This is a genomic window from Atopobium fossor DSM 15642, from assembly GCF_000483125.1.
Lineage (GTDB): Bacteria > Actinomycetota > Coriobacteriia > Coriobacteriales > Atopobiaceae > Atopobium > Atopobium fossor.
This window is the reverse complement of the sequence record NZ_KI519553.1, coordinates 461,893-479,969: the sequence shown is the minus strand read 5'-3', so window position 1 is coordinate 479,969 and position 18,077 is coordinate 461,893. Positions and strand designations below refer to the sequence as shown.

Genomic DNA, 18,077 nt, shown 5'->3' with positions numbered 1-18,077 from the left:
GGTGTGCGGATAGCTACGCTCCTGCCTTTGACACGCTCTCCACTTCGTTGGCAAGTAAGGCGGCAGCACCAGCTGAACCCAAGCCATCTGCAGCAGCACGCATACTGGCAAGCTGAGCGGGATTATCAATAAGCGATATAACCGTTTGCGAGAAAATCTTTTCGTCCAACTGGCTATCGGGCACCAAGTGTGCGGCACCACAATCTACCAGCAAGTGCGCATTGGTAGTTTGATGATCGGCAGTCGCAAAGGGATACGGAACCAACACAGAGGGAACCGATAGTGCAGCAATTTCTGCAATGGAAGAAGCTCCCGCACGTGAGATAACAAAATCTGCCGCAGCAAGCATATCTCCCATATTGGAAATATAGGGCATAACCCTATAGCGCTGCTGTTCTGATGGGGTAAGATCCAAATTCAGTACAGTTTTATCAAAATCCGCAGTACCCGTTGAGTGAATAACATACAAATCTTGTCGCGCTAGCAGCTTAGACTTAAGCGCTGCAATAGCAGCATTAAGGTGCTTAGCACCCAAACTTCCACCAAAGACTACCAACAAACGGGCATCTTGCGGAATACCAATGGCCTGACGACCAGCCTCACGCGTGGACAAAACTATGGACTTGCGTACAGGATTGCCGGTTATCTTAATGCGACCATCATGCGAACCCAAGATTTTTTGGAAGGCTTCCGTAGCCGCAGGAAAAGCTACACAAACAGCAGAAGCCTTTTTTGCAGAAGTCTTGTTAGCTAAACCGGGAACAGAGTTTTGCTCGTGCAACACCACAGGAACCTTATGAGCGGCGCACCAATCAATAAGTGGCAGTTCTACATAAGCACCAAAGCCAACAGCAACATCAGGCGCGCCAGTAGTGCTAAAACGGCGGTCAAGCTCTATCTTTGCCTTGTGGATACGCCATAACGCCGTTGCAAGCGTCCAAGGACGAGAACGATCAAAACCAGTCACGCGTAAAGGAACAAAATCATAGCCTGCCTCAGGCACAAGCTTGGCCTCTAGGCGATTGGGCTGCCCATAAAACGTAACATGATGTCCACGTTGTGTAAGTTCCTCTGCCAAAGCAAGAGCTGGATTAACGTGGCCAGCAGTACCACCAGCAGCAATGGCAACTTCAAGCTGCTGTGAATGCGTAGTATCTGTCAATTGGATTACCTCCTGCGATTATCCTTTGACGAATCCGAGCGGCGCGAGCGTAAGCGCTCTGTAGGACTGGGTCCTAAGTCTATACGTTGATTATTTGAGCGATGGCCTGATTGCGTACGGGTAATGCCCATACGCTCGGCTGTTGTGTGGAAGGTAAAAACACCAGCCTTCTGAGGCTTGTCTGCAGATGACTCAGCAGTAGAGAGATTTTGTTCGGGTGTACTTGCCAGACTCATTTGGCTGCGCCTACGATCAAACTCAGTCTCGGGCAAAACGCTTTGCTTGGAAACCGATATGATAAGTCCCACCAGCGCCAAAGTAGACATAATGGACGAGCCACCATAGGACAAAAAAGGTAATGGTTTGCCCGTCATAGGAGCAATACCTAAGATGCCCATGACATTTACAAACAACTGGATGATGATAAGAGATGTACAACCAGCAGCAATGAGCTTTCCACACAAATCTGGTGCATTTTTGGCAATACGGTATCCATAATATAGAAAGGCACAAAAACCTAGAATTACACCAATTGTGCCAATAAGACCGGTTTCCTCACCAACAACAGCAAAGATAAAATCATTGTGTGCCTCGGGTAGGTAGGCGTATTTTTGGCGTGACATACCAATACCAGCACCCATAAAGCTGCCACTTCCAAACGCATAAAATCCCTGTAACAACTGATAGCCAGCACCATAGGGATCTGCTTCTGGATTAAACATGGTAATAACACGCGCACGAGAATAATCGTCCGCTAAGATAAGCACAACAATAAATGCTACGGCTATACCTACAGCTGGAACCAAAAAACGCATGGACAAGCCAGACAGATACGCCATTACCAAAATGGTACCACCCAAAATAAGCGTAGTTCCCTTATCGGGCTGAATCAAAATAAGAAGTAGAGGGGCCGCTATGCGCAATCCAGCTTCTATAGCAAATGTAGTGAGACCAATTGAGTGTTCTGCGTAATACCTGTGCAAAATATCTGCTGCATATAGAACAAGAACAACCTTTACAAATTCTGATGGCTGAAAAGAAAAACCAGCAATGGTAAGCCAGCGTACAGCACCCTTAGTAGCAGCACCCAAACCAGCCGTTAAAAGCAAAACCAGAAGCGATGCCACCCATGCCAGACGAAGACCTTTACGCAAAGTATGATAATTGCTTATACCAAGCAAAATTGCTACACCACCGCCCACCAGTGCATATACAAGCTGGCGCTTAAAAAAGTAAGCAGCATCACCCGTAGTTTGAAGAGCCTTGACGGAACTTGCTGAATAAATCATAACCAAGCCAAACACTACCAGTGCAGCTGTTATAAGTGACAAAATGAGTCGAGGCTCCATAAAGCGAGCTGGAACACCGGCAGTTATACGCTCTAAAAATGGTTTCTTGTTGTTTGTACGTTTGCTAGCTGCATCTATACGCGCCGTGCTGCGTCCCGATGCTTTAGCAGAACTGCGCTTGTTAGCTGTAGTGCGCTTAGGCTGTTGAGAAGTGCCACGTGTGGAAGCTGCCATACTTAGCGCTCCTGAATTTTGGTTGCGACCAAATGCTTAAAAACACGGCCACGTTCTTCATAACTGGAAAACTCATCAAATGATGAGCAGGCAGGAGAAAATAAGATACTATCTCCCGATGTTGCAAGTTCATAGGCACAGTCCAGTGCATCTGCTAAATGCTGAGCGTGTACCACTTCTAGCTTAACGGGTATATCGGCAGCCGCAACAGCTGCTGTAAGTTCAGATTCAAAACGTTTACCAGCTTCTCCAAAGCACACAACAGCTTTACAACCTGCCAATACCGCCTTACAAAAACTGGTAAGATCCGTACCCTTATCATGTCCGCCGACCATGAGAATCACTGTCTGAGGTGCAAAAGCAGTAAGTGCTTTAATCACAGCATCTGTATTGGTTGCCTTAGAATCATTTATAAAATGAACGCCATTAAGCTGACCCACAGGCTCAATACGATGCTCAAGCGCACCAAACTGTACCAAGGTCTGAGAAATACATGTAGCAGACACACCCACTTCCAGTGCAACAGCAGCAGAAGCCAGAGCGTTTTGTACATTATGAACGCCCTTAATGAGCAAATCATCAACACAAATAAGTGTATGTTCTTTTCCGTTTAGACGTACAACCAGCATGTTGTTACGAACAAAACCAGCGTTATAGGTTTGAGGATCTGATGTAGCATCTATTATGCACGTACGAATGTTGCGCTCCAAAAGACGTTTTACCATAGGCTCCAAGTTGGCATCAGAAGAAATTACTGCAAGATCATCCGAGTTGAGATTGGCAAAAATGCGCTCCTTAGAGCCTGCATAATGTTCCCAGGTCTGGTGCCATGCAATATGGTCAGGCGTGAGATTAAGCAACACTGCCACGCGAGGATGCAAAGTAGAAGTGCCCGCTAGCTGGAAGCTGGAAAGCTCTGCCACAAACCACTCGTTTTGCTGCCGAGAAGGAACTTGGCTAATGCTCAAGGTGCCAATATTTCCCACTGTTTGCGCAGATAAGCCTGCTTTTTGCAACAATGCGCACGTAAGCAGGGTTGTAGTGGTCTTACCATTGGTACCCGTAATACCAATCCAATTGGTAGGACTTTCTCGATACGCAAATTCAGGTTCACCCATAATGAGGGTGGCATGAGCTTGAGCACTTAGAAAGAAGTCACAAAACTCAGAAATCCCAGGTGAAGAGATGGCAAGGTCATACCTACCCTTTACCGTATCGGTTCCCACAACCACACAAACACCCTGAGCTTCAAGTTCTGAGGTTTTCTTGGTAGCAACAGACGAGGCGCCACCATACAAAGTAATAGACGCAACGCGAGCAGGCCCAAGGCTTAAGAGGTACTCGCAAACAGCAACTCCTGTTTTGCCAAGTCCGAGTACAAGTACGTTTCCTAAGTTCCACACAGCCATGCTATACCTAACTTTTATTGTTCTTTTACGCACAGGCGCTCCCGCCCAATTTGGACAGAAGCGCACATACATTCATGTATTGTCTTCCTGCCTCAATAGTTACTTTAGCTGGAAGTACAGAGCAAAGCCAAGGGCAGCAAATGCCGCCGAAATAATCCAAAATCTGATAACAACTTTGGTTTCGCTCCAGCCAAGCTTCTCAAAATGATGATGAATGGGCGCCATTAAGAAAACACGCTTACCAGTAAGCTTGAAGCTACAGACCTGAATCATAACGGACAGCGCTTCAACTACAAATAAGCCACCCATAACTACCGAAACAACCTCGGTCTTGGTAAGCACAGCCAAGGCAGCAAAGGCAGAGCCAAAGGCAAGCGAACCCGTATCTCCCATAAAGATGGATGCAGGATGGCAGTTAAACCACAAAAACCCAATCAAACCACCTGCAATGGAAGCTGCAAATACCGCTAAATTTACTTCGGAATAGCTAAAAGCAACAGCAGCCATCATAAGCATAACCACAAGCACCGTACCGCCAGATAAACCATCCAAGCCGTCAGTCAGGTTTACTGCATTGGACATACCAGCCATAAGTAGAAATACAAAGAAGATATATAACCAAGGTACAGCAATGTTCATACCATTAACTACAAAAGTACTGGTTAAAATGCCAAGATCAATATCAAAGCCACCAGGAAAGCGCAAAAGTGGTGCAATGCCACACAAATTTACTGCAAGCAAACCAAAAGAAACAGAAATAAGAAAAAGGCCAATCATCTTTTGTTTTGGTGTCAAGCCAAGCGAACGCCCATGAGCAACTGATTCTATGTCATCCGCAATACCCAAAAGTGCCGTGATGATAGTTGCACCAAAACCAATAATCAAATCGGATGTCCAACGAGCAAGAAGTACACAGGTAATGCCCATGGCAAGCAAGATGATAAACCCGCCCATGGTTGGAGTTCCTTGTTTAATCAGATGACGCTGGGGACCGTCGGCGCGGATTTGTTGGCCTACTCCTTCACGACGCATGAGCCTAATAAATAACGGCATTAAAACCAAGACAATAACTGCCGAAAGTCCAATTGCCAAAAAGACTTGATAGCTCGGATAGCTTGGCTTACCAAACACTATGCGAGCACCCCCTTTACAAATAGGTCAAGCGCACTCGATCTTGAAGCTTTAGCCAGCACTAAATCGTTGGACTCCAAGATTGGTTTGAGTGCACCAACCGCTGCATCCACAGTTTCAAACGTTTCAATTTTATCGTCAGACATACCCATTGTGATAGCTGCTTCGCGCATCCCACCCACAAATTCACTTCCGATAAGAACGAGCATATCCAAAGGTTTGGCAGCAGCATAGGCACCAACGTAATTGTGAAGCTGTACAGCCATATCCCCCATCTCGCCCATTTCTCCCAGAACTGCCACACGCTTACCCTTACAAGGCAGTGAAGTTAAGACGTCAAGAGCAGCTGCCATGGAGCTAGGGCTTGCATTATAGCTATCATCAATCATGCGTGGCTTATCTTTACCACCAACAATTTCTAAGCGCATATGCGTTTGTGGCATATTTTGTATAGCTTCAATACTAGCTTGATGGTTGATATTAAGTTTATCGGCAACTGCAAGCGCTAAAAGATAGTCACTTATCAAATGTTTTCCTGGAATTGGTAATTGTGCTTGCTGAATATCGCCATTTTCATAATATACATCACAAGAAACATAACCCTCATCTGTAAGCTTAATGTTACGAGCACTCAGATTATCATCTATAGAAGTACCAATATATGAGGTAACTATGCCAGAAGGTTGTGCATACTGAGTATCGATATAGGTACTAAAGTCATCAGAACTCACTAGGTATAGACAGGGTTTAATTTGCATACCCTCAAGTGAGTCTTGAACCATTCCGGATACTATTTCTGCCTTAGCTTTTGCAATATTTTCTCGCGAGCCAAGAAGACCAATATGGCTAGTTCCCACATTGGTAATAACAGCTAAGGTTGGATGAGCTACAGCAGCCAAGCGAGTAATCTCACCAAAATGATTCATGCCCATCTCGGCCACAATAACTTGCGTATCCTCAGGAGCAGAAAGCAGTGTAAGCGGCAAGCCAATAAGGTTATTAAAGTTGCCCTTAGTAGCATGTGTTGTATAACGAGCAGAGATAGCCGCTGCCAACATATCCTTAGTGGTGGTTTTGCCTACCGATCCTGTAACGCCAACTACAAACCAGTTTGCGTGTATTTCTCGCCAAGCTTGTGCAAGGCGCAGCATGAATTCTTCCCCATCATCATGAGCTGCGCGAACAATGGCGCATTTCTTCTCTGCTGCTAACACAAGAAGTTCGTCTGTGGGAGCTGAGGTAAGCACTACACAGCCAGCACCGTTTTGTATTGCTGCAGGTGCGTATGCATTGCCATCTACATGCTCTCCGGAAAATGCAACAAACAGTCCGTCTGTGGTTACCTCACGAGAATCAATTGCTACACCCCTAACCACACGATCACTATTGGCAGTCAGCAAAGTAGCTTCTGTAGCTGCACAAATAGAAGCAACATCCCAAGTAAACATGTTATCCTCCCCACGCTTAGGAAACAGGCTGTACGCCCATATCGCTGAGCGCCTCACTCATAATTGACGAGAAAACCGGCGCAGCAGAACTTGAAGCCAGATAACTCGTTCCGTTTAGACCAACGTAAACCATAACTTGAGGGTCATCGGCATTTGCAAAACCAATTAAAGAGCTTAAGTAGACGTTTTCCTTATAGCCGTTCTCACCAGCTTGCTCGCCTGTACCGGTCTTGCCGGCAACTGCATAACCGTCTACCTTACCAGCAGCACCCGTACCCTCATCTACGACAACCTGCATCATTGTTGTCATCTTTTGAGCAGTCTCTTCGGATATAACCTGCTTGTTATTGCCAGACCAATCGACCTTCTCACCACCCTTGGAGATTAAGAAGTGAGGAGTGGTGAGTACACCCTTGTTAGCAACAACGCCTATAGCGCGTACGATTTGTACCATGGGCATTGCGGTACCTTGACCAAACGACATAGTTCCCAGCGTAGTACCTGTATATTCGGAGCGCTTGGGCACCAAACCTTCAACCTCACCGGGATAGTCAATACCAGTCTTGGAGCCAATGCCAAACTTCTCCACACCCGCCGCAAAGGTATCTGCACCATTTGCACGGCCAACCAAAATTGAACCTGTGTTAGAAGAGCGACGCAGAATTTCTATGAGCGACATATCCATCGTGTAGTCACGACCATCGTCATCCCTTACGATATCGTCTCCCACCTTCACACCAGCAGGTACCGTAAGTACAGAATCGGGCGTCAAAATGCCGTTATCAATGGCAATGGACATGGTAAGAACCTTAAACATGGATCCAGGCTCATACGAGCTCGAGACCATCTTTAAGGCCAGCTGTTCATCGGTATAGGATGTAGGATCGGTAATGTTAAGAAGAGGCGTAGAGCATGCAGCTAAAATTTCTCCGGATTTAGGGTCTGTAACCATAACCATGCCAGACTCTGCACCATATGTCTCGATAGCCTCAGTAATTTTGTTCTCTGCTACTTGTTGGACATCTACGTCTAATGACAATACGATATCCTGACCATTTTTTGCTTCGGTGATTTGATTGGCTCCACCTGCAATAGGAGTACCATCAGCACCAACTTCCATGGTCATTTGGCCATTGGTGCCACTCAAAATCTTGTCGTAATACAGCTCAAGACCCGTAAGACCATTACCATCGGTACCTACAACACCCAAAATCTGACCAGCAAGCGATCCATAGGGATACACACGCTTAGTATCTGCTAGGTAATAAATACCGGTCTGCTTTGCCTTTTTAAGGTCCTCTTTAAGCTGCTCTATAAGTGGTAAATCAACTTTGTGCTGAATGTAGGCAAAAGTGGTATTTTGAGATAAAACTGCCCTATAGTCTTCCTGTTTGCCACCCAAGTCTTGAGCCAAAATCTGAGAGGTAATATCTACATCAGCCACCTCTTTGGGGTTAACGTAAATAGTTTGGCAATCCTCACTCGTAGCCAGCACATTACCATTGCGATCATAAATCGTACCGCGCTTGTATGAAATGGTAATAACATTGGTATGGTTAGCATGAGCTTTTGCAGCTAAACGAGGTGCATCAATAACCTGTAGATACACTAGGCGCAAAATAACAAGCAAAAAGAGTCCCACAAAAATAACGGGAACCCAACCAAACTGACCTACAGCAAGTAATGTATTAGAGGACTCGTTAGATCCTAAGCCCCTACGAGAAGTGCGCGGCACCTCATCATAGGAGGAGCCGCGAACACGTCTTTTGTTTCTCTGTCGATTTTTACTACCCACAACAAAGATTGTATTACTTTACGCTAGTAGAAGCGTTGGTCTTAGTGGACTCGTTAGTGCTCTTTTTGCTGCCCTCAATCTGCTTGTCATTATCGCCGGTAGAAGCTATAAAGCTATCCTGTGTGCTGCCACCAAGACTAATAACTTCAGTTTGAGAAGCACGTACCATACCGTAATTTTGTGTAGCAATACGATCAATACGAGAACTATTAGAAAGTGCAGAGGACGTTACCTTAAGGTCATTTTCTAGACTTTGTGCCATTTTAATTTGGCTGCGAAGCTCTGCATTTGCCTGTAAAGAGCTTGCGGTAGCAGCGTAAAGCGTTACACGCGTAATGGCCAGCACTGCAAAAACCACAATTGCTAAAGCTGCCATACGAACGCGAGACAAAAATACATCGGATACACCTTGGCGTACACGCGCATCAAGGCCGGCGCCCTCTACAACCTCAAAGGCAGGACGAGTCTGACGCGCAACGCGCCTACTCTCCTGAGCCTCAAGGCTTTGCGCCTGTGTAAGTGGATAAGCCATGATGTTGGTGCTCCTTATGGTGTAAATCAAATGTAGTGATACTGCGTTTATAGTGTGTTAGAGCAAGTGTGTGGCTACTTGTTGTTACGCGGAGCAAAAAGCTTTACTGCTACGCGCGTCTTTGCACTGCGAGCTCGAGGGTTCTTCTCGATCTCTTGCTGCGTTGCAACAAGTGGTTTACGCGTTATAACGTTGAGTATCGGCACCTGGCCACACATGCACACCGGAAGTTCCGGAGGACATACACAGCCTTGAGAAAGCTGAGAAAAAATATGCTTAACGATGCGGTCTTCTAACGAGTGATAGCTAATGACGCAAATCCTACCACCTTCATTTGCCCAGCGAACTGCCGCGCGAAGCCCCTGTTCAAGTACTTCAAGTTCATGGTTTACTTCAATACGAAGCGCTTGAAAGCTCTTACGTGCAGGATGTCCACCATGACGCCGTGCAGCTGCAGGAATACCTGCTTTGATAACCTCCACCAGCTCAAGCGTTGTTGTAATTGGCGCTTTTGCTCTGTGGTAAATCATCTGCTTGGCAATGCTTTTTGCGTAACTCTCATCCCCATACACGCGAAGAATCCGAGCGAGATCTGCTTCGTTATAGGTGTTTACGACCTCTGCTGCGGTTAGGGTGTTATTACCCGGATCCATACGCATGTCGAGTGGGGCATCCTCGTGATACGAAAAACCCCTCATGGGAATATCGAGTTGTGGAGATGAAACTCCAAGGTCAAAGAGGAAACAATCCACACCAGATACGTGGGCTTGCAAGAGGAGGTTATCCAAATCGCCAAAGTTTCCCTTAAGAAACGTATGATGTGCGCCTGGAACTTCCTTCTCAAAACGTTGTGTTGCTGCTGCTAGAGCCATATCGTCCTGATCAATTCCTATAGATAAGCCTTCTGGAGCTACCAGCTTAGCCATCTGTATGGTGTGACCAGCACCGCCCAGCGTGCAGTCGCATACAACGTCTCCCTTTTGGGGGTCCAACGCTTGAAGGACCTCATTAAGCATTACGGGAACGTGCCGATATTCTTCTGTCAAAGCGGTCCCCTTCACTAGCCAAACAGGAGTGAATCAAAGTCGTCATCCAGGAAGCTTGCTTGCATTTGCTCCCATTTAGAGGCACTGAAGATCTCAAAGTGATCCACATTGCCCACAATCTCGAGTTCGCGGCCGAGTTCGAACTTCTCGCGAATTTGTTCCGAGACTTTACTCAAGGCAATACGACCAGCAGTATCAATATCAACTGTAGTAGTAAGCGCCGAGAGCCTACGACGGATGGCGTCCTGCTCCTTATCCTTTGGGTCAAAGCCCTCAGGAAAGAAACTTTGCATCCACTCCTGATGTCCTTCAGGGGTAAAACCACACAACGCGCCATGAAAAGGAACCAAGCAAACCTTATTAGCAAACTGCTTGCGGAAGTCCGCAGGAAGGGTGAGACGGGACTTGACGTCTAGGTTTCGATTGTAGTGGTCGGTCAAATACATACTCACCCTCCTTTCGCTTTGCGGTCTGCGTGGAGTCGTGTCCACGTTGCGTATACATAACTATACGTTCTTTTGCAACATTTCTCAACACTTTCCCCCACTTTATCCCCCAAATTCCCCACCTTTGGGATGATAAAAATGCTTTCAGCCTTTCAACCACAATATATTGTGGTTAAGCAACAAAAGACCCACTACTTGTATGGTTAAGTAGTGGGTTAGACGGTGGGTGACTTAAAAAAATTTTTATGATATTAGTGATTCAAATATGTAGGCACGGTGGATGCAAGCTTATGACTGCAACCTTATGAATGAGCGCGTGGATGAGCCCCCATGTAAGCCATGCGCACGTGTGTACGATCTACATGTGTGTACAACTGTGTAGTGGAAATATCCGAGTGTCCCAAGAGTTCTTGCACCACACGCAAATCTGCACCGCCCTGCAACATATGGGTAGCAAAACTATGCCGCAACGTATGAGGATGCAGCCCCATAAGTCCAGCTACACGACCATACTTCTCGACCAAGCTATGCACAGACTGCCGAGAAATTCGTCCGCCTCGTACATTCAAAAACACAGCCGAAGCGTTCTCATGAGTAACATGCGAGCGCACAAGTCCACTACGCCACTGTTCCAAATACTCTTGCAGAGCACACGCAGCCGTTCCCATAATGGGAACAATTCGTTCCTTGGAACCCTTGCCATATACGCGCAGCACTTCATCTGTCAGCAAGACATTTTGCAAGTCTAAGCCACAAAGCTCAGACACACGAAGTCCACAACCATAGAGAACTTCTAATATAGTACGGTCACGCTGGGATGCAGACGTTTGTAAAAAGGGCTGGTCTAACAACGCCGCAGCTTGTTGAGGAGAAATAACATCTGGCAGACGATCGGGCTTTTTGGGTAGTGGAATATCCACTGCAGGATGAGAGTCACAAATTTGTTCTGCCACCATAAAACGGTGAAAACCCTTTATTGCAGAGGTGGCACGTTCAACAGAAGAGGATGCCAGCTCCAACGAACTAAGCGCTTGGAGGTATCGTTCAACATCCGAACGCATCACTTGTGCTGGCTGAGAAATGCCCTGCTGTGCCAAATACGTTGTATACCGCAACAAATCTCGCCCGTATGCCTCCACGGTATTGGCCGCACTTCCCCGCTCAACCGCAAGATAGGCCACATACTCTTTAAGGGCACGAGCAAGATCCATATGTATATCCTTTAGTGAGAAACCCCATTAAGCAGCGCACGAGCATGTTCCAAAGAAGCAGCGTTGGTATCTCCAGATAACAACCGTGCAACCTCCGCCACGCGATCTTCTCCTACTACTTCATCAATAAAGGTCTGAGGAATGGTATCTTGCTTGGTGCCATCTGTTTTGTGCACTACGTAATGACGTGTTGCTGCAACAGCAACCTGAGCCAAATGAGTAACTACTAACACCTGATGTGTGCGTGCCAAATCTGACAGTACTGCTGCCAATGCTACTGCTGTAGCACCACCAACACCTGCATCTACCTCATCAAACACCAAGGTATCTACTGCATCTGCCTCACCCAAAACCACCTTGCAGGCAAGCATAACACGACTAACCTCACCGCCAGAGGCAATGCGACGTAAGGGACGCGCGCTCATACCAGCGGCAGGTTTATACAAAAGTTCTACTCTGCTAGGACCTGTACTCGTCCACTGATTACGCTCAAGACGTTCCACATCAATCTGAAGCTCTGCCGTACCCATTTCTAAGCGATGCATTTGCTCAGTAATGCGCTGTGCAAGTAAGGGGGCAGCCGCTAAACGTGCTGCATCAAGAGCATCAGCTGCATGAGCTAAGGTTTTCTCGGCAGCATCAAGGACAGCCTGAGCATCACGTAAAGCTTGGCCGTTATCACCTGAAGCATCTACGACACCCGCAGCCCATGCACGACGTTCAAACACGTGCTCCATACTTGGACCATAGCTACGTAATAGACCTTGCAAACGTGACATGCGAGTTTGCATGGTATTAAGTTGCGCAGGATCAAACTCCATTGACGAACGATAGTCTCGCAATTCACGAGATACATCTTCCGCGTCCAAAAGCGAACTTTTGAGAATCTCAATCTTATGTATCAAGGCTGTATCATAACGCGCTGCAGTCTCAAGGCTCGTAATTGCCTCCGCAAGCTTATCAAGTGCTGCATCATCGTCAGAAAGCGCACTATGAGCACTTTCTACATTGACAAATAAAGACTCCGCATGCTGTGCAATATCAAGCGTAGATTGTAGCTGCTCGAGTTCACCTTCTTGAGGTGCAACTTCATCAATACGAGCAAGCACAAACTGAGCCTCATCTAAACGACTAGAGCTTTCTTGCGCAGCCGTTTGTATGTGTTCTAATTCTTGTGCTGCTGCGCGAGCAGCAATCAAAGCCTCACAAAACTTCTCCTTGGCAGGATTGACCGTTTGAGCTGCCCAATTATCCAAAAGCTCCACATGTGCTGCTAAGGATAGTAATTGCTGATGCTCATGCTGACCACACAAATCTACTGTTGCACCAATACCTTGTGCCAGCTCATGCACGGAAGCCATTTGTCCATCAATATCTATACGACCACGACCCGTTGTACTTACACGACGACGAATCACGTGTCCATCGGGATCATCTGACGAGAATATCCGACCTTCTACCAACAACTCCTCGGTACCCTCGCGCACAGAAGAGCTATCTGCGCGCTCGCCAATGAGTAGCTTAAGCGCACCTAGCAATGCTGTTTTACCCGCACCTGTCTCGCCCGTCAGAACAGTAAGACCACTTGAGAACTCAAGTGACGCATCCTTGATGAGCGCCACATTTTGAACATGTAGCTGATCAATCATCTATTTTCTCGTCCTTCCGTAAAATACACGGGAGACAGAATTGTAAAAGCTAGAAGGACCACCATCAAGCAGCACAATGTCACCAGGACCTCGACGTACACATGCCAGCTCCACAGCCTTCCCCCTATTTGCAAGCTGACCATCGACAAATGCGGAACGATCAGCAGGGCGATCATGCGAAGTAGCAATCTCTACCACATCAGAAGCACCCGTCATAAACGAACGCGCCAAAATAGTATGCGGTGCAATGGGAGTAATGAGCATACCCTTAAAATCAGGATGCACAATGGGACCACCAGCTGCCAAAGCATAACCCGTAGAACCTGTAGCCGTAGAAACAACCACACCATCACCGCGCAAGCGATCAATATGGTGGCCAGAAACCTCAACATCAAACTCAATCATGTCACCATCGGCACCACGAGTAACCGCCAATTCATTAAGGGCAAAATAATGAGTAACCTCAGCCTCACCTGTTTCTTTATCCGTCATATGCAACTCAACATCCAAAGCGGTACGACGAGAAACATGCATCTCTCCTGCTAAAGCAGAAGCAACGCTGCCCACCACGTTTTCTGAATCTCCAGCAGTCAAAAACCCAAGGTGCCCAAACGATAAACCAAGCAAAGGAATTTCTGCATAGGAAACAATATTTGCCGCGCGCAGCAATGTACCATCTCCACCAAGAGAAACTACCAAGTCACTTCCCTGGGCGGAAGTAACACAGGTAGGATATTTTTTCTTATCGTGAGCCCAGCTAACTTCTATACCCTGAGCCTCAAGCCAGTTAGAAATTTCCGAAGCAGCTTCTACAGCAACGGGACGAGAATAATTTGGCACCAAAAGGACCTTCATGAAGCTCCTCCTTAGCTACACGACAGACATAAAAAGTGTATCACCGCATACTAAGAAGTGGTGATTTGAGCAATCGCTTTAGAAAAATCTACGGAGCTTCTTTGCTCGCCTTTACTTGCAAGCAGCAAAAACTCATGGTTTCCTTTGTGCCCCACAATAGGACTGGCACACACATCAAGCACAGCAAAACCTTTGTGCAAAAGGTCTTGACTTACCGTTTCCAAACACTCCAACCAAACAGTGGGGCTGCGCACCACGCCGCCCTCTTCCACTTGATTGCGAGCGGTCTCAAACTGAGGCTTTACCAGAGTAAGAAATGTCCCGTCCTCACGCAGTAAATCCCATACTGCGCCCGCAACAGCACGTACCGAGGTAAACGAAACATCACAAACAGCCAAATCAATAGTACCTACACGCTCGGGTGTTGCAACGTCCACAATGTTAGTTCGCTCTAAAAGCGTTACACGTTTATCGTTACGCAAAGACCAATCAAATTGAGCATAACCTACATCTACCGATAAAACCGACGCAGCTCCATGGCGCAATAAACAATCTGTAAAGCCACCGGTGGAACAGCCTACGTCCACACAAGCACAACCTGCAGGATCAACTTTAAATGCAGTTAAGCCGCGCTCGAGTTTTATCCCGCCGCGGCTTACATATACATTTCCTCCACGAACATGGAGTTCTATTCCTGGTTTAACCTGCTCACCTGCACTGGTGAGCTTGCGGTTAGTGGTAAATACATCGCCAGCCATTACGGCTCGCATGGCATCGCTGGTCGTTGCAAAAAAACCTTGATTAACCAGCTCCACATCAAGACGAACACGAGCCATACTAACTACTCAATCTCAGAATCAGAGTCAGAATCAGCCTGAGCCTCTTCCTCCATTTGAGCCAACTCCTGAGCCGTAAAGTCTACTTTATCTACCATATCTACTGCTTTAGAGCCCAAACTAATGGCCTCTTCAAACAAATCCAAAGACCGCTCAAGAGATGTATCCTTATCGCGGACAACACCCACAATCTCATCTAAGCGACCAACAATATCATCAAAAGATTTGTATGTAGAGGTATCAACCCTTGCCATAGCTATTCCTCTACCTCATCAGAAACTTGAGCTGCATGTTCCAAAGCAGAATCTGTATGTTTGACTGATCGTACACTCACATCAAGCTCTGGCGTCGTAGCAAACAAATCCTCACCAGCCTGAGCTGCAAGAGCTATAGCTCCTAATACACCATTAATAAAACGAGAAGACTCATCTGTACCATAATCGCGAGCGAGCTCTACAGACTCGTTAATGCAAACAGCAATGTCTACCTCGTCGATGCATAGCATCTCACACACAGTCAAACGCAGTAAATTGCGGTCCACTGCCGGCATGCGCATAACTTCCCAACGCTTAGAAAAACGACTAATAATGCCATCAAGCGCAGGAATCTTATCGCTCACTGTTAATGCGAGGGTTTGGGCATATGGGTTAAGAGGTCCATCGGACAACGCATAATCACCCGATAGCACATCTAAGACACTGCGACCAGTTGCCTCAGCCTGGAATAAAATCTGAAGTGCCTGACTACGTGCAAGCCTACGTGTTTGATAAGCGGGAGTGCTCAAACCTACTCCTTGGGAAATACGAGACTATCAATGCAAACATTAACGGCACTTACATTTACGCCAATCTGCTCGGTAATAGCCTGAGATGCTGCAATACGAACTTGCTCAGCCAACTTGGTAAAGGTGTAGCCAAAGAAGACTGCCAAATGAACCGTAACGATAAGACCATGCTCGTCAGATTCGCACTCTACCGCACGACCAGACTGTACCGTCTTACTCGTAAATACAGAAATGAGGCTCGACGTAATATCGTTGCCGCCTACGCGAGCAACGCCCTCTACCTTGTTTACAGCAGATGTAACAACGGTACCAATAACACTCTTAGAAATACCAATGCCAGAGATCAAAATCTCGGTCTGTTCCATAGGAGTTCCTTTCACACTACGAGCCACACTCACTCTGGGCAACGCCTTACTATCGTACTAGACGCGCTGCACAAACTTGCCAGTGCGGGTATCAACCTTTACACGCTCGCCCTGATTAAGATACATAGGAACCTGAATAGTTGCACCGGTCTCAATAACAGCAGGCTTGCTGCCACCCTGTACGGTATCGCCCTTGAAGCCGGGGTCGGTCTCGATTACCTCTACCTCGATAAACATGGGAGGATTAACGCCCAAAAGCTCAGTGTCTGCATACAGCAACTGACACACATCATTCTCTTTGAGCCACTTTGCGTTATCACCAATGTAATCATCGGAAACAGGAATCTGATCGTAGGTTTCCATATCCATAAAGTTATATGCATCGCCATCATTGTAGAGATACTGCATCTCCTTGGTGATAAGTTGCACGCTCTCAAACTTAGAACCAGCGTTGCAAGTCTGATCAATAGTGCGACCATCGCGCAAGTCCTTAATCTTGTAGCGAACAAATGCGCCACCCTTACCAGGCTTTACATGCTGAAACTCTACGATGGTGTAATACTTGTTATCAATCTTAAGACCCATACCGTTCTTAAAATCAGCAGTGCTAATGCTTGCCACAATAACTCACTTTCTATTTGATATTTGCCTATTGAGGCAAATTATTCACAGGTACATTTTAGTATACCGTTGTATGCCCACTTATCGAGAAGCGCGATACAGACTTAACAGGAGATACAAACAAGGTCATGCGATGATTTAGTAAAGGGCTTATAGCCATCTGCAGTAACCACGCCAAAATCCTCCAGGCGAATGCCAAATTTACCAGGCAAATAAATACCGGGCTCAATGGTTACAACCGAACCCTCGGCAATGGGCAGATCATACAGGCGACCAAAATTAGGTTTCTCATGAATCTCTAGACCAACGCCATGACCTAAACCGTGTTTAAAGTAGTCACCATACCCAGCATCTGTAATAACCTTAACGGCTAGGTTATGGACATCCTTACCAATAACACCAGGCCTTACATACTCCGCGCAAGTCTCGTGAGCTAAACGTACTATATCGTATACCTTCTTCTGTTCTTCAGAGGGAGTGCCTATGCATACAGTACGTGTCATATCGGAATGATAATCGTGATAGCCAGCACCATAATCAATAACAATAAGATCGCCTACCTGCACTACGGTAGAGCCAGGTTGCGCATGAGGATTTGCACCATTTGCGCCTGTAGCAATGATAGTGTCAAACGATAGCGCGTCTGCGCCATGTGTGAGTATATAATTTTCCAGCGCTACACGAATGTCTTGCTCGGTCATACCGGGCTTGATATAGCTACAAATGTACTCAAAAGCAGCATCGGTAATATCCTGGGCATGCTGCATAAGTTCTAACTCTTCTACATCCTTAACCATGCGCAAAGACGCGATGTCACCATGTAAACGAGGTAACATACAAGCACCAGAAAGCCGATGTACGCTCATTGTGAGGTCATCGTAAAACGCCAAATCACAAGTATCTTCTATACCAACCATACGACTTTGCGTCTGAATAATAAGATTTGCAGCCCACATTGCTGGGTCTACAAGCTCCATATCTATAGTCCACGCAGTATCCGCACCCATGCGTGTAATAAAGGTATTGTAATAACGAGAGTCTGTATGTATATATTGGTTTGTTGCCGTAATAAATGCAGTGTGTGCGATTTCGTTGTCAAAGGTACGTTCAGAACCCGTAAGCCAGCGCAAATCTGCATTATTTCTCAAGATTACTGCATCATAACCACGCTGCGCCATTACCTCACGCAAACGATTGATGCGTGCCATACACACTTGTGCATCTGCCATAAGTAAACATCCTTTCCGATGATAAGATCCAAATA

General features: G+C 46.5%; 17 protein-coding genes and 1 pseudogene. All 18 read right to left on the bottom strand.

What is annotated here, in order from left to right; all coding sequences use genetic code 11:
• Positions 1 to 13: 13 nt before the first annotated feature.
• Positions 14 to 1,162 (bottom strand): UDP-N-acetylglucosamine--N-acetylmuramyl-(pentapeptide) pyrophosphoryl-undecaprenol N-acetylglucosamine transferase, encoded by a 1,149-nt coding sequence (locus G469_RS0105010; RefSeq protein WP_028264115.1) that lies wholly within the window; start codon positions 1,160 to 1,162, stop codon positions 14 to 16.
• A 287-nt stretch (positions 1,163 to 1,449) separates the two neighbouring features.
• Positions 1,450 to 2,511 (bottom strand): annotated as a pseudogene (locus tag G469_RS08445) (FtsW/RodA/SpoVE family cell cycle protein); the annotation flags it as partial.
• Between the two features lie 176 nt (positions 2,512 to 2,687).
• Positions 2,688 to 4,094 carry a UDP-N-acetylmuramoyl-L-alanine--D-glutamate ligase gene (gene murD, locus G469_RS0105000; protein ID WP_028264114.1) on the bottom strand — a complete coding sequence of 469 codons (1,407 nt, stop codon included), beginning with the start codon at positions 4,092 to 4,094 and terminating at the stop codon, positions 2,688 to 2,690.
• A 99-nt stretch (positions 4,095 to 4,193) separates the two neighbouring features.
• Entirely contained in the window at positions 4,194 to 5,225 is a 1,032-nt protein-coding gene (gene mraY, locus G469_RS0104995) for a phospho-N-acetylmuramoyl-pentapeptide-transferase (RefSeq protein WP_028264113.1), read from the bottom strand.
• Entirely contained in the window at positions 5,225 to 6,673 is a 1,449-nt protein-coding gene (locus G469_RS0104990) for a UDP-N-acetylmuramoyl-tripeptide--D-alanyl-D-alanine ligase (protein WP_028264112.1), read from the bottom strand. The genes mraY and G469_RS0104990 overlap by 1 nt, the downstream gene beginning before the upstream one ends.
• A 16-nt stretch (positions 6,674 to 6,689) precedes the next feature.
• The gene (locus tag G469_RS0104985; protein WP_035425399.1) at positions 6,690 to 8,468 is read right to left on the bottom strand and encodes a peptidoglycan D,D-transpeptidase FtsI family protein; all 1,779 of its coding nucleotides are present in this window, start codon (positions 8,466 to 8,468) and stop codon (positions 6,690 to 6,692) included.
• A 13-nt stretch (positions 8,469 to 8,481) separates the two neighbouring features.
• Entirely contained in the window at positions 8,482 to 9,000 is a 519-nt protein-coding gene (locus G469_RS08440) for an FtsB/FtsL family cell division protein (protein ID WP_051353775.1), read from the bottom strand.
• A 74-nt stretch (positions 9,001 to 9,074) separates the two neighbouring features.
• Positions 9,075 to 10,046 carry a 16S rRNA (cytosine(1402)-N(4))-methyltransferase RsmH gene (gene rsmH, locus G469_RS0104975; protein ID WP_028264110.1) on the bottom strand — a complete coding sequence of 324 codons (972 nt, stop codon included), beginning with the start codon at positions 10,044 to 10,046 and terminating at the stop codon, positions 9,075 to 9,077.
• 14 nt (positions 10,047 to 10,060) lie between these two features.
• On the bottom strand, positions 10,061 to 10,492 hold the full coding sequence (locus G469_RS0104970; RefSeq protein ID WP_028264109.1) for a division/cell wall cluster transcriptional repressor MraZ: 432 nt from the start codon (positions 10,490 to 10,492) through the stop codon (positions 10,061 to 10,063).
• A 302-nt stretch (positions 10,493 to 10,794) separates the two neighbouring features.
• Positions 10,795 to 11,703, bottom strand: coding sequence for a site-specific tyrosine recombinase XerD (gene xerD, locus G469_RS0104965; RefSeq protein ID WP_028264108.1), 909 nt, complete (start codon positions 11,701 to 11,703; stop codon positions 10,795 to 10,797).
• A gap of 11 nt (positions 11,704 to 11,714) precedes the next feature.
• Positions 11,715 to 13,352, bottom strand: a complete 1,638-nt coding sequence (locus tag G469_RS0104960) for a DNA repair protein RecN (RefSeq protein ID WP_028264107.1) — start codon at positions 13,350 to 13,352, stop codon at positions 11,715 to 11,717.
• Positions 13,353 to 14,207 (bottom strand): NAD(+)/NADH kinase, encoded by an 855-nt coding sequence (locus G469_RS0104955; protein WP_028264106.1) that lies wholly within the window; start codon positions 14,205 to 14,207, stop codon positions 13,353 to 13,355. It lies immediately after the preceding gene.
• 50 nt (positions 14,208 to 14,257) lie between these two features.
• Entirely contained in the window at positions 14,258 to 15,043 is a 786-nt protein-coding gene (locus G469_RS0104950; protein ID WP_028264105.1) for a TlyA family RNA methyltransferase, read from the bottom strand.
• Positions 15,044 to 15,048: 5 nt separating this feature from the next.
• On the bottom strand, positions 15,049 to 15,297 hold the full coding sequence (locus tag G469_RS08435; protein ID WP_035425397.1) for an exodeoxyribonuclease VII small subunit: 249 nt from the start codon (positions 15,295 to 15,297) through the stop codon (positions 15,049 to 15,051).
• 2 nt (positions 15,298 to 15,299) lie between these two features.
• Entirely contained in the window at positions 15,300 to 15,827 is a 528-nt protein-coding gene (gene nusB / locus G469_RS08430) for a transcription antitermination factor NusB (protein WP_084522309.1), read from the bottom strand.
• A 2-nt stretch (positions 15,828 to 15,829) separates the two neighbouring features.
• Positions 15,830 to 16,192 (bottom strand): Asp23/Gls24 family envelope stress response protein, encoded by a 363-nt coding sequence (locus G469_RS0104935; RefSeq protein ID WP_028264104.1) that lies wholly within the window; start codon positions 16,190 to 16,192, stop codon positions 15,830 to 15,832.
• 57 nt (positions 16,193 to 16,249) lie between these two features.
• Positions 16,250 to 16,813 carry an elongation factor P gene (gene efp, locus G469_RS0104930; RefSeq protein WP_028264103.1) on the bottom strand — a complete coding sequence of 188 codons (564 nt, stop codon included), beginning with the start codon at positions 16,811 to 16,813 and terminating at the stop codon, positions 16,250 to 16,252.
• 104 nt (positions 16,814 to 16,917) lie between these two features.
• Complete coding sequence (locus tag G469_RS0104925; protein ID WP_028264102.1) at positions 16,918 to 18,042, bottom strand: M24 family metallopeptidase; 1,125 nt, start codon at positions 18,040 to 18,042, stop codon at positions 16,918 to 16,920.
• Between the last annotated feature and the right edge of the window lie 35 nt (positions 18,043 to 18,077).